This is a genomic window from Enterococcus sp. DIV1206 (genome assembly GCF_051712485.1).
In the GTDB taxonomy this organism is placed as follows: domain Bacteria; phylum Bacillota; class Bacilli; order Lactobacillales; family Enterococcaceae; genus Enterococcus; species Enterococcus faecalis.
Window position 1 is genome coordinate 2,129,470 of the sequence record NZ_JBIOOZ010000001.1, and the last position, 15,409, is coordinate 2,144,878.

16 protein-coding genes and 1 tRNA gene are annotated in these 15,409 nt (G+C 37.6%); 1 reads left to right on the forward strand and 16 read right to left on the reverse strand.

Features of this window, described 5'->3' with window-relative positions:
• Positions 1-45: 45 nt before the first annotated feature.
• From IGK86_RS10345 to sfsA, 16 genes are all read right to left on the reverse strand, one after another.
• The gene (locus IGK86_RS10345; protein WP_002355924.1) at positions 46-378 is read right to left on the reverse strand and encodes a putative quinol monooxygenase; all 333 of its coding nucleotides are present in this window, start codon (positions 376-378) and stop codon (positions 46-48) included.
• Between the two features lie 33 nt (positions 379-411).
• Positions 412-485 (reverse strand) — tRNA-Arg (locus IGK86_RS10350).
• A gap of 320 nt (positions 486-805) precedes the next feature.
• The gene (locus IGK86_RS10355; protein WP_033627815.1) at positions 806-1,999 is read right to left on the reverse strand and encodes a GNAT family N-acetyltransferase; all 1,194 of its coding nucleotides are present in this window, start codon (positions 1,997-1,999) and stop codon (positions 806-808) included.
• 57 nt (positions 2,000-2,056) lie between these two features.
• The gene (locus IGK86_RS10360) at positions 2,057-3,451 is read right to left on the reverse strand and encodes a glycoside hydrolase family 1 protein (protein ID WP_002355921.1); all 1,395 of its coding nucleotides are present in this window, start codon (positions 3,449-3,451) and stop codon (positions 2,057-2,059) included.
• An 83-nt stretch (positions 3,452-3,534) separates the two neighbouring features.
• Positions 3,535-4,812, reverse strand: a complete 1,278-nt coding sequence (locus IGK86_RS10365) for a PTS sugar transporter subunit IIC (protein WP_002355920.1) — start codon at positions 4,810-4,812, stop codon at positions 3,535-3,537.
• A 65-nt stretch (positions 4,813-4,877) separates the two neighbouring features.
• On the reverse strand, positions 4,878-5,198 hold the full coding sequence (locus IGK86_RS10370; protein WP_002355919.1) for a PTS lactose/cellobiose transporter subunit IIA: 321 nt from the start codon (positions 5,196-5,198) through the stop codon (positions 4,878-4,880).
• A 22-nt stretch (positions 5,199-5,220) separates the two neighbouring features.
• Entirely contained in the window at positions 5,221-5,547 is a 327-nt protein-coding gene (locus IGK86_RS10375; RefSeq protein ID WP_002355918.1) for a PTS sugar transporter subunit IIB, read from the reverse strand.
• A gap of 275 nt (positions 5,548-5,822) precedes the next feature.
• Positions 5,823-6,233 carry a DUF3284 domain-containing protein gene (locus IGK86_RS10380; RefSeq protein WP_002378140.1) on the reverse strand — a complete coding sequence of 137 codons (411 nt, stop codon included), beginning with the start codon at positions 6,231-6,233 and terminating at the stop codon, positions 5,823-5,825.
• Entirely contained in the window at positions 6,233-6,433 is a 201-nt protein-coding gene (locus IGK86_RS10385) for a DUF3188 domain-containing protein (RefSeq protein ID WP_002355916.1), read from the reverse strand. Before IGK86_RS10385 ends, IGK86_RS10380 begins: the two co-directional genes overlap by 1 nt.
• 13 nt (positions 6,434-6,446) lie before the next feature.
• The gene (locus IGK86_RS10390; RefSeq protein ID WP_002355915.1) at positions 6,447-6,665 is read right to left on the reverse strand and encodes a hypothetical protein; all 219 of its coding nucleotides are present in this window, start codon (positions 6,663-6,665) and stop codon (positions 6,447-6,449) included.
• Between the two features lie 43 nt (positions 6,666-6,708).
• The gene (locus IGK86_RS10395) at positions 6,709-8,172 is read right to left on the reverse strand and encodes a PTS sugar transporter subunit IIC (RefSeq protein WP_196018599.1); all 1,464 of its coding nucleotides are present in this window, start codon (positions 8,170-8,172) and stop codon (positions 6,709-6,711) included.
• 141 nt (positions 8,173-8,313) lie between these two features.
• On the reverse strand, positions 8,314-8,631 hold the full coding sequence (locus tag IGK86_RS10400; protein WP_002355913.1) for a PTS sugar transporter subunit IIB: 318 nt from the start codon (positions 8,629-8,631) through the stop codon (positions 8,314-8,316).
• A 228-nt stretch (positions 8,632-8,859) separates the two neighbouring features.
• Entirely contained in the window at positions 8,860-11,565 is a 2,706-nt protein-coding gene (locus tag IGK86_RS10405) for a sigma 54-interacting transcriptional regulator (RefSeq protein WP_016617631.1), read from the reverse strand.
• 44 nt (positions 11,566-11,609) lie between these two features.
• Positions 11,610-12,911, reverse strand: a complete 1,302-nt coding sequence (locus IGK86_RS10410) for a DEAD/DEAH box helicase (protein ID WP_010713801.1) — start codon at positions 12,909-12,911, stop codon at positions 11,610-11,612.
• Between the two features lie 26 nt (positions 12,912-12,937).
• Complete coding sequence (locus tag IGK86_RS10415; protein WP_002383416.1) at positions 12,938-13,936, reverse strand: Gfo/Idh/MocA family protein; 999 nt, start codon at positions 13,934-13,936, stop codon at positions 12,938-12,940.
• Between the two features lie 105 nt (positions 13,937-14,041).
• Complete coding sequence (gene sfsA, locus IGK86_RS10420; protein ID WP_016617630.1) at positions 14,042-14,773, reverse strand: DNA/RNA nuclease SfsA; 732 nt, start codon at positions 14,771-14,773, stop codon at positions 14,042-14,044.
• Between the two features lie 198 nt (positions 14,774-14,971).
• Between sfsA and IGK86_RS10425 the strand changes: the two genes are divergently transcribed.
• Positions 14,972-15,340 carry a DUF4828 domain-containing protein gene (locus IGK86_RS10425; protein WP_002355908.1) on the forward strand — a complete coding sequence of 123 codons (369 nt, stop codon included), beginning with the start codon at positions 14,972-14,974 and terminating at the stop codon, positions 15,338-15,340.
• Positions 15,341-15,409: the final 69 nt, after the last annotated feature.

The following is a 15,409-nucleotide window of genomic DNA, read 5'->3' on the forward strand; positions in this document are numbered from 1 at the left end:
TGATGTTCCTAGCACTAAATTTTAAGATCAATGATTGTACTCTGGTTATTTTCTTATAAACGCGGCATCTTTTGTCAAGGGGTCTGTTACATCTGATACATATCTTTCTACTTTCATATGCAAATCATATTTTTCTCTAAGTTCCGTAATACGGGTCATCATTGGAGAAGCGTGGTGTTTGTCTAATGCTTCCTGATCTGTCCAACTATCAATCAGCAGAACTGTTTCTTCATCGTCCATTGGAAAAAAGTATTCATAGCGACTATTCCCTTTTTCTGCACGAATCGCCTCTACAATTCCGCTGGCAATCATTTCTTTGGCAAATTCTCTTGCACCTCCATTTGTCCCACTATAATAAATATTTATAGTAATCGCCATCTGTCTTCCCCCCTAAATTTACTTGCCTTTTTACGTTCCCGACTGGAATTGAACCAGCGACCTACCGCTTAGGAGGCGGTTGCTCTATCCTACTGAGCTACGAGAACAATCTGTTTTAATTTTAGAAGTCTTCACTACATCTGTCAATAGACAAAAAGAAAGTATCCTGCATAAATAATTATGCGAGATACTTTCTTTCAGTGAAACACGTCGTTCGTTTATCTATTATTTTTTTTGCCGCCGATCAAGAATCATTTTTCCTAAATAATAAAGTCCTGTCGCAATAGCTATATATTGCCCAATTTTATTATTGCGTGCAACTTTTTCTTGTTTCGTTTTCGCCATTGTCCCCATCACCTTTCTAAAATAATTCTTTTTACATTTTTATTATAGTAGGTTCTGTCATTTTTTGCGAATAAACACACTTTTAAAAATAATCTTCTAAAATTGGCATGCCTTTGACTAAACGTTGGCCTAAACGTCGAACTGTCGTTGCGTCTCCTTGCAAGCGTTCATAAAAAGATAACGTTTCTGCTGAACGATAGCCCAAGAATAGTTGCGTCCACGTTTGGATATCTGCTTTCAAAGCAGCAGTCCCTTCTTTTTCCGCAGCACCTTTAGTCACTGTTGCTTTTCCTTGTTCGTCAATTGTGATTGTCCAAATGCCTTCATTCCATGGCCCATAGGAATCTTCAATCTCTAAAGAATACGTTTCTTTTTCTCCTGATTGAAATGGATACTTTTCCAGAAATGTTTGTAACTCAACGATTCGTGCCATCATGTAAGGTAAAATTTTTACAGAAGCTGCTGGCGTTGGCATTAAATCATTTAAATCTTTTCCAGCAAAACCATTAATCCAATGGAACGATTGAACGGAACCACTATGTGAGCCAATAAACCCAGCTAAAGCTTTAAAAGCTGTATTAGTTAAATAGTTCCATTCTACGATTTCAAAGGTGCCAGCAGCTATCCGATAAATCACATAGCCTTCTGCTTTCCCTTCTGACGAATAATATATCGCTTGATTATTTGGTTTACTGGCACGATTCAGCGTATAATCCAGCCACCAAGTTTCACGGATCACACCACCAGAGTGCGCTCTTTGATTTTCAAGGTATACGTCTTTAATGACCTCTTTACCGTCAGCCCAAGAAACTCGTTTAATGGTACCCGGAACTCGTTTAACACGTGGCCAATCTTCCGTTTTAATTGTATACTCTGCTTGTTCAAATGTTTGTTCATAGCCATATTGACGATAAAATGGATATGAAAACGGTGCTAAGTAAGAAAGGGCAACCTTTTGTTTCGCTAAATCAGCCAACATTTCTTTCATAATAGCAGAGATGCCGCCTTCACCACGATATTCTGGATAAGAAGCCACATAGCCAATTCCAGCCATGGGATAGCGGACACCATGGAAATTCACTTGAAAAGGTGTCGCCATCACTTGACTTGTTAATTGCTCATCAATTAGGAAGCCATAGCTTTGCGTATGTGACAACAATTTTTCAAAACGTTCTTGGCGTTCCGCCGTGGGTTCCTGATTAAAAGCATAGATGACAAGATCAAACATCTCTTTCATTTCTTCTTTGCCCATTTTTTTGACTCTTTTAGTTGTCATTTTCTTTCCTCCTCGCACATTGTATCAATTCATTTTATCACAGAAACGGTTCTCTTTCTAAAAGCCGTTATTTGCTGTCATTTCTTTGAACCAACGACCGCTTTTCTTAATGGTCCGTTTCGCATCATCATCTAAATCCACAGCGATGAAGCCATAACGATTTTTATAGGCATTGAGCCAAGACCAGTTATCCATACACGTCCACATATGATATCCTTGAACATTACTACCTTCTTGAATCGCTTGATGCACCCATTTCAAGTGATCCTGCACGAATTCAATCCGATAATCATCTTCAATGACTCCTTGTTCATTGACAAAGCGTTCTTCTCCTTCTACGCCCATGCCATTTTCTGAAATGTAGCAGCGAATGTTGCCATAATTTTCTTTTAAATTCATTAATGTATCATAAATACCTTTTTCGTAGATTTCCCAGCCACGGTAAGGATTCATTTTTTTGCCAGGCATATCGTAAACATCATAAAAATCTTCTGGAAGTAAGCCTTCTGGTCGTGTTTCAACAGGTGTTTCTTTTGCTTTGGCACGACGTGGTTGATAGTAGTTTACTCCTAATAAGTCCACAGTATTTTCAGCAATTATTGCTAAATCTTCTGGCGTTGTTTCTGGCAATAAGTCATTTGCTTTCGCCCAAGCAACCATATCTTCTGGAAAATGACCTTTAACAGCCGGGTCTAAAAACGAACGGTTAAAGAAACCATCGACAAATTTAGCCGCATTTACATCGGCTTCGTTGTGCTCATCACGAGGATAAGTCGGCGTTAAGTTTAAAATAATGCCAATTTCACCTGATAAGTTCATAGAGTGATAGACGGCAATCGCTTTGGCACTAGCTAAAGCTTCATGATAGAGTACTTGAATCCCTTCTTTTAGATTCACTTTATCAGGATAATGCCAGCCATAGAGATAACCACCTTCAACTGGTACAATTGGTTCATTGTGCGTAAACCATTTTTTCACGCGATCGCCAAACAATTCAAAACAGGTTTTGGCAAAGTCAACATACAAATCAACCACTTCACGGCTTTCCCAACCGCCTTTTTCTTGAAGTACCATCGGCATATCAAAATGATACAAGTTCATAAAGGGCTCAATCCCGTGTTCTAATAAATCATCAATCACTTGATTATAAAAATCAACTGCTGTTTGATTGACTTTCCCTGTTGTAGGATCTGGAATTAAACGGCTCCATTGAATGGATGTTCGAAAAGAGTTATGTCCCGTTTCTTTCATTAACTGAATATCTTCTTGGTATTTTTTATAAAATTGTGAGGTCTTATCTGGACCGACTTGTTGAAAAAATTTTTCTGGCGCTTCTTGATACCAAAAATCCCAAATATTTTGACCTTTACCATCACCTTCAAAAACGCCTTCTGTTTGAGGACCGCTGGCTGCAGAACCCCACCAAAAATTTTCTGGAAATTGATATTTCATGTTGTTTGCTCCTTTACGATTTAATCATTAAAAAAAGGATTGAACCCTCCGTAAGAGTCCGGACGATTCAATCCTTCGATTTTTTACTCAGCTGCTTCTGCGGCTGCTTCTTGTTTCAAGTATTGATCTGTTGCTACTTTTACGAAAGGCATGTAGATCAAAATAGAAATCAATAAGTTAACAGCTGCTAAAACTCCGCCGGCGATACTCTTCGTTGCTAAAAATCCGCCAATAATTGGTGGTGTTACCCAAGGTGGCATAAAGGTTGCAGCTGGTACTAAACCAGTTGCTGTCGCCACATACGCAACAGTTACAAGAACCATTGGGACTAAAATGAATGGGATAAACATAATTGGGTTTAAAACAATTGGTAAACCGAACATGACTGGTTCATTAATATTAAATAGTCCTGGTGCTAAACTTAAGTTTGTAATGACTTTGTATGGTTTGTTACGACGACCTACGATAAAGATAGCAATTAACAGACCTAATGTTGCTCCTGTTCCACCTAAGTTTACAAATGAATCAAAGAAAGGTTTGTTTACAATATAAGGAATTGCTTTACCTGCTTCTAAAGCTTTAATGTTCGCATCAATCGCTGGTACGTTGATTGTTTGCATTAATGGGTCAACCATGTTGGCACCATGTAAACCAAAGAACCATAAGAATGGTGTAATGAAAGCTAACAATAATGCTGATGGGTAGCTGTTTGCAAGTCCCATAAATGGTTGTTGAACTGCTTCATAGAATGAAATAACGATATTGTCAATTCCTAAAGCAAATAGAATTGATGTAATTAAACTAAATAAACTGATTGTAATCATTGCTGGTAATAATGCTGCAAATGATTTTGCTACTGCTGGTGGTACACCATCAGGCATTTTGATAACTAATTTAGGATTGCCAGATAAACGTTGGAATAGTTCTCCTGAAATAAGTGCAATAATCAAAGCAATAAATAATCCAGTTGCGCCCATGCCTTCTAAGCCGCCAACTGCGAAGAATGAAGCTACAGAAACTGTACCGGCTGCAATGCCGTCTTTTCCATAAGATTTAACTAAATTGTGTGCTACTAAAAAGGCTACTAAAACGGCAAAGATTGCGAATGTACCGTTCCAAATGTTACCACCAAAGCTTTTCCAAATTGGTGCATCGTTATACATCATTGGGAAAATTTTGTTTAAAAAGTCCTCATATCCTGGAATTGGAATATTATTAATTAATACCGCCAAAGCCCCTAAAATCATTAATGGCATCGTTACGACAAACGCGTCACGAATTGCTACCAAGTGCCGTTGCGCTGCGATTACTGACGCTTTCGGCATAAAGTGTTTCTCCATCCATTGAACAAATCCGTCCATTGTTATTCCTCCTAATTAACGCTTTCTCAAGCGCGTTTTTCTTATAAGACGCATTGACAACGAGATTACTCGTTATCAATACGGCGATAAAGATCGATAATTTCTTTTGCTAAATCTGTAAATGCAATCGCAGTCATTAAATGATCTTGACTGTGCACTGTTAACAATGTTACTTGCATGTTATTGCCTTTTGCTTCTTCTGTTAACATTCCTGTTTGCGAATGATGTGCATGTACAAGTGATTCTTCTGCATCTGCAATTTTTTTGTCTGCTAATTCAAAATCCCCCGATTTTGCTGCGGCAATCGCTTCCATTGCATCGCTTTTAGCATTTCCGCCATACATGATTAAACCCATGATTGCTTCTAAGTTCTGTTGTCCGTCCATTACCTCTACCCCATTTTCTGCTCTAGTTTGATGATCCCATTAATGAAATTGCTTGATCTAAAACTTTTTCGCCATTCATCATGCCATAGTCCGCCATGTTAATGACATCTAAAGGAATCCCTTTTGGTTGTAATTTTTGTTCAAATTGCCCTTTCATGAAACGAACTTGTGGGCCTAATAATAAAACATTTACCTCTTTATTTTCCAAGTTTGTATCTGCTTCAGAAGCCGATACTGCAAAGATGTCTGCTTCCATGCCACGATCTTCTGCTGCTTTTTGCATTTTTGTTACTAATAAACTTGTGCTCATTCCTGCGGAACAAACTAACATAATTGTTTTTTTTGCCATTTTCCTTCATCTCCTAAATTCTCTTTGTTTTGCTTTACACCTTTATATAAGCAAGAAGCGTGCCAAGTTTTAACACATTGAAAACCTTGATATGACAACGTTTTCCAACATGGAAAGCGTGTACACACTAAAAATAAAACGATTACACACAACTTTTTTGTGTGCGTTTCCAAAATAATAGGGCAACAAAAGAAAGTGAGTGATAAGTCGAAACGACTCATCGCTCACTTTCTAAAGCTGAAGAGAATCAACTGGACAAAAGCCGCTTTTTCCCTTTAAGCAGTTTCCATCATTTTAAGCATTTTATAAAACTGTTTCTTTTTAAAATAACTTAAAAAGATACCTAATACTGCGTCATTCAGTTTTTGTAACGCCCCATAAGAAACCATTGTTTCTGTATAACGCAGTTCACAGCTTTTTTCATCAATTGGCTGGAGCTCATACCGCACCGAGAAATCATTTTTAGTTGTGGATGTTCGAAATTGATAGGTCTTATTTTCTATAGCTTCTTCAATAACTATTTTCGCGCGACTATTTTTACTATATTCTTTGATATATTCAAACTTACGCAACTGCTTTCTTGTAAGAGTTTTGCCTGTTTGCTTACGGATATCAAAAATAACAGAATTCATTAATTGCGTGTAAAATTCATCTGCTGAAATAGTTAATGTTTTCGTAATTTCCATTACCGTTTCACCTCATCCTTTGTCGCCTCTTCTTCAGCAACTTTTTTTCCTTTAAAAAACAGGTAACCACCAAGTCCAATGAAAAAAATCCCCGTTGTCAGACTTAATAAATCATAGTTTAAGGAGCTGGGATTCAACGAATACAAAACAATCAAGAAGCCAATACTACATAAAAATAATCCATTTCTAATCATTTTCATCCATCCTATCTTTTTAGACTACCGTTGCTTGGAAGTATAAAACGCCACCCCAAGGTTGTTCCTTAATCAGCTGTTTTGCAACTTGTGCAGCAGTTTCAGGGTCTCCTTCAACTTCAAAAAATAACTTAATACCATTCTTTTCTTTAAAAGTAAATGTTTCATTTTCCCCTTGATATGCCTCTAATAAAGTAATAATTTCCTCTTGCTTCATTGCACTTGCAATCGAAATCATGCCGCTCGCTCCTTTCTATACAAGTAATTGCTGTTTTTATTGCCTATTGCTCACTTTCGCCTAATGCAGGATCCATTTTGTTAGCAGCGATAACAAACGGTGTCCAAATCAAGAAAGTGACTACCATACATACCAACGCTACGATTGGTGCGCGCCAGTCGGCACCTGTCGCTAAGAAAGATAATAGCAACGGCGGTGTCACCCATGCGACTTGTTGAGAAACTGGGGCGACTAGCCCAAGATACGTTGCAACCCAGCCAATTGTAGTAGCAACTAATGGCGCAATTACAAATGGAATAAACATAATTGGATTCAGAACAACTGGTAAACCAAACATAATCGGTTCATTGATATTAAAGATTCCAGGTCCTAATGATAATTTACCGACTGTTAAATAATCTGCTCGTTTGGAGAATAACAAGATTGCAATAATTAGGACGATTGTACCGCCTGAACCACCAAACCAAGCAAAAGCATCAAACGAACCACGGACCCACATGTAGGCTTTACCGTCGTCAATAGCGGCTAAAACCGCAGCTGTTCCTGTTTTTCCTTCATAACCTTTTTGGAAAATATCAATATTGATTAATTGTGCTTGTCCCCAAATTCCTTCAAGAACTGGTGCCAAAACGTTTGGCCCATGAATACCAAAGAACCAGAAAATTTGAACAAAAACTGTTACGATTAGCACAGCTCCTAGTCCTTGTGATAACCCAAGGAACGGTTCCGCGATATATTTTTGAATTAAATCAATTAATAATTGACCGCCTGAAAGTTTTGACACCGTAAAGTTAATAATCGCTACGACATACAACGCGATTGTTGCTGGTAAAATTGCCGCAAACGCTTTTGAAACTGCTGGCGGAACAGAATCAGGCATTTTTATTGTTAAATCCGCTTGCATTAATTTACAAAAAATAATGGTTGATAAAGCGCCCATAATCATCACCGCAAAGAAAGCGTTACCATTTAGATGGTTGAGATTTAACCAACCCCATGGATTGACAGTCAATTGATTATTAGCAATTGACGCACCAATTTCTGCCCCATTAATTGCGTTGGCAATCTTTTCTGGCACTTTTACAGCTAATTCAGCTGTGTTATTCGGTGCAAAAGCAACACCTGAAATTAAGGTAGCTAAACTGACAATCCCACCAGCTAGCTCATTCACATTGTATGCTTTCGCTAAGTTATAGCCCCAAGAAAAAGCGAAAATCAAACCAGCGATAGCCAATGTACCATTCCAAACAAAACCATTAATCCCAATGATGACATTCAATACTGCAAAAATACCTTTGTCTGCTTCCAAACTTGCCGCATAAGTTGAGACAAACTCTTGGGGAAGATCTCGAATAATTGCGTTAATCATTACGGCGACTGATCCAGCCATTGTCGCAGGTAATGTACCAATAAAAGCATCCCTTAGTGCCACCAGATGTTTCTGTGCACCAATTTTTGCGGCAGTTGGTAAGATATATTTTTCCATCCATGCCATTAATCCGTTCATTTTTATTCCTCCTGTATCCATTTATATTTATTAAAAAGGCAGTAGCCTCATTAAACGAATGAATCGAGCGTACAAAATAAAACCTTTGGTAACATGCACTATCCTTGTTTGCTATTCACTTTTCTTAAACCTTTTAATTCCTTATCCCATTAATGAGATTGCTTGATCTAAAACTTTTTCGCCATTCATCATGCCATAATCTGCCATGTTAATTACATCTAAAGGAATCCCTTTTGGTTGTAATTTTTGTTCAAATTGCCCTTTCATGAAACGAACTTGTGGACCTAAAAGTAAAACATTCACCTCTTTATTTTCCAAGTTTGTATCAGCTTCAGAAGCCGATACTGCAAAGATGTCTGCTTCCATGCCACGATCTTCTGCTGCTTTTTGCATTTTTGTTACTAATAAACTTGTGCTCATTCCTGCGGAACAAACTAACATAATTGTTTTTTTTGCCATTTTTTCTTCATCTCCTTAAAAGTTATGACGTTATACACTTTATTTATAGCAATAATTGTGCCAAGTTTTTTCCTCATTAAAATACTGATATAACAGCTTTTGTCATCGAAAAAAGCGTGCACACACTAAAAGAAAACGCTTACACACATGAAATTGTGTGTAACTTACAAAAAGAAAACATCAAGAAAAAAGAGAGCGTTTTCTCATTTCTTGATGTTTTTTTATTTATTATTGTTTACTTTTAATTTCATTTTCTAAAAACATTTGGGTAACATGCGCAACTTCCGCTTCTGGAATCGTCACACGATACGCCCGTTCAATTAACATAAAATTCGTGCGTACGACATCGATTTCTAAACGATGTGTTTTAACATATTCCGCTAAGTTTGGAAAAGTTCTTGTTTCTTCTCCTTTAATTAAAGCATCTACCAGAAAAGCCAAATGAATCATGATTCCGGCATCCACCCCTGGTTCAACAATAATATGCATGTCTGTTTGTATTTGATGAACTGTTTTTTGTAACATGAGAATTAATTTTTGTAAGGAGTCCACAGAAGTAATGACGCCACTTAGTGAATGAACAATTGTATCAATTGCCACTTCATCACTAGCAATCCGTTTCAATACATTTAATTTTTCATCATCAAAAATATCATAGACGGAAAAGAAGGGAATATTTTGATATTCAACATCCACAGTTCCCGCAATGGCCTTAATTTCATATTCTTCCATCAAGTTGTCGATATGCTTTTTAAACGTTTCTCGTTCAATAAATTGCATTTGAATCAGTTCTACTTTTGTTTCATCAATAACGGGTAAGATTCGTTGGTATAGTTTTGCGGCGACCCCTTCTCCTGTAAAGCACGTCACGATTACTGCTTTTTTTACGTTTTGACGTTTTTGCAGACTAGAGCGAAATTGTTCTCTCACAACGCTTTCAAAAGAAAGTTGAATATTTTGGTAAATGTCCTCTAAACTTCGTCCCACGCTTGCCATTCGAATAGCTTCTAAGACAATCATTGTGCTCGTCATTGTAATCGCCTTCGTTCGGATACCTGTTTCTTCAAACAACATATTTCCAAACGAATTTAATGAACCCATATCGGTCAGTAATAAAATCCCATTATTTAACGATTCTTTTTGCGTAATTACTTGGTTTCGTAATTGTTCATACATTGTTTGAACTTCCATCGTTAACGGCATATTCATCGCTGTTCCAATTGATGTTCCTAAAAGTTCTTGGGCGGTTTTCAACATACTTGAGGCAGTAGAATCCCCATGCATTAAGACGAACACACCAACATTATTTTCTGGAGTTCTTTCTTCTTTACCGACATTAATAGATAAAAACATACTAATAAAGCCAATTTCATCGAAAGGAATCTCTATGTTGTTCTCTTCTTCAATAATAGAAGATAAATCTAAGGCTACTTGAAATTCTTTTTTCATGTTTTTACGGACATTATTTAAATCAGGATGGACAATCACGTGACCTTCTTTGACACGTTCAATCGTACTTTGTAAATGAAGCGCAAAGGCAAAGCGTGCTGTTTCGTTGTACGTGTGTTCCAAACGCTCTTCTGCGATATCATAAAGACGATTCGTTAAGTCCCAAATAGCTTCTGGTAATAACTCCTTATGTAAAGAATGTTGGGTTAATTCTTCGACATAATTTTTAAAATACGCATTCATATCTTTAGAAATCAATTCTTCTAAATCAACATTTTCTAAGTCAGCTTCAGACAAGTCAGCGACTTTTTCTTCGATTTCATTGTAAACTTGCATGTCTCTAGCTGGATCTTGCGACCAAACAATTTTGTTGGTACCTGGTTGGAAAGATAAATAATTACTTTTACTGTCGACAAATTGATCCAAGCGCTCAGGTACTTCTTTAATTTTTAATAATCCTTTTTGGACAGGTAACGACAAATCCCGTTTACGGATAACCAAATGTTCTAAATTGTGCGTCCGATAATAAAGAAATGACTTAGCACAAACTAATTTTAAGTCCCGCTTCACCTGACCAATATTTCCTTCTGCATCGTATAACATGAACGCCAAAACTGCTTCGCGTTCGATATCAATTTGTTGGCCCAAACGTGTTGCCTCTTGCTGAATAAATAACGAAATGATGGCATAACGCTCATCTAGCGTCCGTGCATCTAAAGATGGTAATGTAATCGACATCGGAATCCGCCGATTAAAAGTGGTTAAAAAGTTTTCTGAGGATTCCGTTGTCGCACCAATAATTTGAACAGAGGCTTCATAGGTTTGACCACTTTCTCCTAATGGACGGTACACGCCTTTATCAATAAACGTAAAGAGCATTTCTTGACCTTCTGGCGGTAAACGATGAATTTCATCTAAAAAGAGAATCCCGCCATCTGCTTTTGCCATTAAGCCTGGACTATCTTCATTCGCACCAGTATAGGCGCCTTTTTTTACGCCAAAGATATGACCAAATAATAATTGTGGGTTTTGTGCATAATCAGCACAATTAAAAGAGACAAAAGGGGCATCTTCATCTAAGGTTTTTGAATCAATTGCAAAACGGTACATACATTCAGCAAAAAGAGATTTCCCTGTTCCTGTTTTCCCAAAAATAATCGTATGCAAACCTCTTGGTGGATATAAAATAGCCGCCTTGGCCTGCTGAATACTCACTTTTAAAGAATCATTGGCACCTACTAATGTGTCAAAACTAACAGAGGTGGACTCATCTACATGGACTTGTTCTCCTTCATTGATTGTTGGCACTGAATAGATAACAGGACGTCCAGTACTTCTAGTAATTTTCTTTTCTTTGAATAATTCATTTAAATAACGGCTGGCATTACTGCGATCAATCATTAACTGTTCTGCTACCGCTCCTGCCGTTAAGCCAGTTTCATTTTTTTGAAGTAACGCTAAGATTTCTTCCTTCCGAGATTTCATGGAATCCTCCTCGATACAACGTTCTGCTTGAAGCTCGTAAAGCGTTATTTCTTCGCTTTACGAGCTCCTTTGTTTTTCGTGTTTTTCTTTTTGTTTTTCTTCTTTTTGCGTGTTTCTTGTGGTTCTTTGACAACAGAATTTACTGTTTCTGGTTTTCTTTCTTTCGTACTCTTTTTTTCTGAATACGTATCTTTGACTACGTTCTTTTTTTCTAGTTCATCTTTGGCTTTTGGCTGTTCATGAAGTGCACCATCATATAAAAAGATTTCCTGATAAGGAATGGCCAATTGTTTCATCAAACGTTGATAATCCCTTTTGGTGCCATCGTTGATAAACGTAATCACTGCCCCTTGTGCACCCATCCGGCCAACGCGACCAGAACGATGAATATAGCTCTCTTCGGTTAAAGGAACATCTACGTTTACGACGTAAGGGACCCCTGTGAAATCTAAGCCCCGTGCCGCAATATCCGTGGTTAATAACAACTTCACTCGTTCTGCTTTAAATTGATCGATCGCCAATTTACGCAACTGTTTACTTTGATCTGAAGCCAGACCAATAGCCGGCACATTCTCATAAACTAATTTTTCTTCTGCTGCACCTAAATCAGCAACTTGATTGAAAAAGACCATGCTTCTGAATGCTTCTGTATGGGCCAAACGACGTAAGTAATCAGCTTTTTTTCTTGGTGCTAACCGAATAAAGTAGTGGGCGACTTGACCTGCTGAAGTATCTTCTTCCGTCACATCAATCACCTGTAATTTTTGGCTTAAAGATTGCGCTTGATTCACGACACGATCAGCAGTCGCTGAATAAAAAACAAGTTGGTATTCGGTTGGTGTGTGTGTCAAAATTTGCTTGGTTAAACTTAGCTCTTCCTCTTGGAAAAGTTGATCAACTTCATCCATTACAATTGTTTTTAACAACTGAGCTTTGACTTTTTTATTCTTCATTAACTCTAAAATCCGACCTGGTGTTCCGATTAACACTTCGGGACGTTTTTTTAACTTGTCAATCTGGCGTGAAACATTTGCCCCGCCGATTAACGTTTGAACCGTTAATTGAAGTGGCTTAGCCCAAGTCCGAGCAACTTCAGCAATTTGCATAGCTAATTCTTGAGATGGAGCAATAATCAACAATTGATTTCCCTGTCCTTTTTCAACAGTTAAGAGTAAAGGCAGCATGTAAGCAAGTGTTTTTCCAGTTCCTGTCGGCGAAATTCCTAAAACATTTTCTCCTTCGCGAAGGGGCGTAAAACTTTTTTCTTGAATTGTTGATGGTTCGTTAAAGCCAGAAACTTGCCACTGTTCTTGCCAAGCCTCTGGAAGTTGTTCTAAAAATCTCATATTGTTCCTTTCCTATCGCTTAATTCTTATTTATCAGCATCAAAAATAATGCCGGCACTATGACGTAAATCAGTGACTACTTTATTGACATTTCGAGCAAGCTCAACCCATTCTTCATACTTGGTGCCCCAATACTTATCTGTTGGGTTATTTAAAACTGCTGCAAAATCACGGGCTTCTTCAATCATTGGATTATCGGCTACTTGAATATCTAAGACATCACGTTCTTCATGTGCGCGATCATGGTACTCAGCCGAAGAAATAGCATTGACACTATCTAAAATCAAGGTCCCGTTTTCAAAGTAAATTTCGGATGGGGCAAAAGAATCACTAATTTTCCCAGTGTTTAACGTCACGTCAAACTGATCATAACGTAAAATAATTGTTCCTAAGCCATCGACACCTGTTGCAATTTTACTAGCAAAATAATGGCTTTCCTTTGGTACGCCAAACCAGCCCAAGGCTGCATAAACTAAATAAACGCCTAAATCTGCTAAGGCTCCCCCAGAAAAATGAGGAGAAAAAATATTTGGCTCTTTGCCTTCTAATACTTGATCATAGCGAGAAGAATATTTCATATACGTAAAATTCGCACCTAAAATTTGGTTTTTTAATGGCAATAATTCAGCAATTTTTTGGAAACTTTGCTCATGAATATTACGGGCCGCTTCAAAGAAATACACACGATTTTTATTCGCTAATTCAATAATTTCTGCCATCTCATCAGGCGTTGAAAAAGCTGGTTTTTCAACAATTACATTTTTTTTCGCTAAAATTGCTTGTTTCGCTTGTTCAAAATGTAATGAATTTGGTGAGGCAATATAAACCGTATCCATATGTGCAATACCAAAAAACGTCTCTAAATCAATTGCATATTCCACATCCCCATAGCGAGAACCAAATTCTTGTGCCGTTGCTAGTTTCCGAGAATAAACAGCCGTTAAATCGTACGCACCCGTTTCTAAAGCTGCTGCAACAAATTGATGACTAATCCAATTGGTACCAATTACGCCTAAATGTATCATAATCAAAAACCTCCATTTTTTGTTTATTTACTCTCTTTATAATAGTAATCTCTCGTACAAAAGTCACGTAATTACCCTGCCTTAAAGCGCTAGGAGTTCTTCAAGTTATTTATTAGGATCATCAAATGCCTGTAATAAATCAAAGGTTACCTGTGACTTAAGTTCAATCGTTGCTGGTGTTACGTGGCAATTGTAAGCAAGGACTTGCACACCTTGATCAATTGCAGCACCCACATTTTCAGCAAAGGCAGGTTGCATCTCTTGGTGAATCGTTGCTTGCTTAATTTCTTCAAATTGGACCACAAACAAAATGTAACAGCGGTAACCCGCTTTAGTTGCAGCCATTAGTTCAGTGACATGCTTCAAGCCACGAAGTGTTGGCGCGTCAGGAAAAGCACCGACGCCTTTATTTTCTAAAGTCATGCCTTTCACTTCGACAAAAGCTTGTTCGTCCGCATCCGTTTCCACTAGAAAATCAAATTTTGAATGTGCAAATCGTTGCTCACGTTTAACAGTTTGGATCGTACCAACTAAACCAGGAAGCACAATTTGACCATTTTTTAACGCTTCATTGACTAATGTATTCGGTACTTGACTATCAATATTAATCCAAAAAGAACCTTTTTTTACTGCAATCAAATCGTAATCTGTTTTTCTTTTAGGCGATGGTTGATAACTAAGCGCCACAACAGCACCTGGTAAAAAAACTTCTTTCCCTCTGCCAGTATTTTTGACATGTGTGATTACTTCTTCATTCGTTTCCATTAAACGACAGTGTGCAATAAACCGATTGGGTCGTTCGATAAAATAAGCAAGTTGGACATTCGGGTACTTCATACACAGACTTCCTTTCTTACACACTATACCATAAAAAAACAAGGAAAAGTATAGACCAAAACCAACAATTTTACTATCTTGTGTCAATCATTAAATATTTGTCAATTCTCAGCGATTTAGTCGAATATTTTAGACAAGTTCTATATAATAAAGGTAACGAAGACGAATAAATGAAAATGAAGGTTAGGAGGAATTTCTTTGAAAAAACATTGGACTTTCTTGGTTGGTGCATCTTTACTTACTGGATTAGCAGGCTCTATCCTCTGGAAAAAAAATAAACAGCTCCCTTCCCCACAGGAGCTTCAACACAACTATACTGGGCATTGGTGGTTTGTGGACGTGAAGAAAGCCACGCAACACACCTTAGAAATCACCTCATCTTTCAATGTTTTCATTGATGGCAAACAAACGCATGCCTTGCTTGTTGAATTAACCCCTAAACGCTTAGTTATCTTAGACAAGTTAGGTTACCATTTAATCATTCAATGTGAAAATGGTGTCCCTGCGACGCTTTACGATGAAGCCGACGACGAAACCTACACACTAGAACGGGCCATTTACAATTAATAAATCACCCATGACACATAAAATGAAGTATGTGTGGTGGGTGATTTATTTTTTTACATCCCTTGCAAA

Bases quoted from the DNA above. Each gene is read 5' to 3' on its own strand.
- IGK86_RS10345 (WP_002355924.1), bottom strand. From the start codon at position 378: ATGGCGATTACTATAAATATTTATTATAGTGGGACAAATGGAGGTGCA.
- IGK86_RS10355 (WP_033627815.1), bottom strand. From the start codon at position 1,999: ATGACAACTAAAAGAGTCAAAAAAATGGGCAAAGAAGAAATGAAAGAG.
- IGK86_RS10360 (WP_002355921.1), bottom strand. From the start codon at position 3,451: ATGAAATATCAATTTCCAGAAAATTTTTGGTGGGGTTCTGCAGCCAGC.
- IGK86_RS10365 (WP_002355920.1), bottom strand. From the start codon at position 4,812: ATGGACGGATTTGTTCAATGGATGGAGAAACACTTTATGCCGAAAGCG.
- IGK86_RS10370 (WP_002355919.1), bottom strand. From the start codon at position 5,198: ATGGACGGACAACAGAACTTAGAAGCAATCATGGGTTTAATCATGTAT.
- IGK86_RS10375 (WP_002355918.1), bottom strand. From the start codon at position 5,547: ATGGCAAAAAAAACAATTATGTTAGTTTGTTCCGCAGGAATGAGCACA.
- IGK86_RS10380 (WP_002378140.1), bottom strand. From the start codon at position 6,233: ATGGAAATTACGAAAACATTAACTATTTCAGCAGATGAATTTTACACG.
- IGK86_RS10385 (WP_002355916.1), bottom strand. From the start codon at position 6,433: ATGAAAATGATTAGAAATGGATTATTTTTATGTAGTATTGGCTTCTTG.
- IGK86_RS10390 (WP_002355915.1), bottom strand. From the start codon at position 6,665: ATGATTTCGATTGCAAGTGCAATGAAGCAAGAGGAAATTATTACTTTA.
- IGK86_RS10395 (WP_196018599.1), bottom strand. From the start codon at position 8,172: ATGAACGGATTAATGGCATGGATGGAAAAATATATCTTACCAACTGCC.
- IGK86_RS10400 (WP_002355913.1), bottom strand. From the start codon at position 8,631: ATGGCAAAAAAAACAATTATGTTAGTTTGTTCCGCAGGAATGAGCACA.
- IGK86_RS10405 (WP_016617631.1), bottom strand. From the start codon at position 11,565: ATGAAATCTCGGAAGGAAGAAATCTTAGCGTTACTTCAAAAAAATGAA.
- IGK86_RS10410 (WP_010713801.1), bottom strand. From the start codon at position 12,911: ATGAGATTTTTAGAACAACTTCCAGAGGCTTGGCAAGAACAGTGGCAA.
- IGK86_RS10415 (WP_002383416.1), bottom strand. From the start codon at position 13,936: ATGATACATTTAGGCGTAATTGGTACCAATTGGATTAGTCATCAATTT.
- sfsA (WP_016617630.1), bottom strand. From the start codon at position 14,773: ATGAAGTACCCGAATGTCCAACTTGCTTATTTTATCGAACGACCCAAT.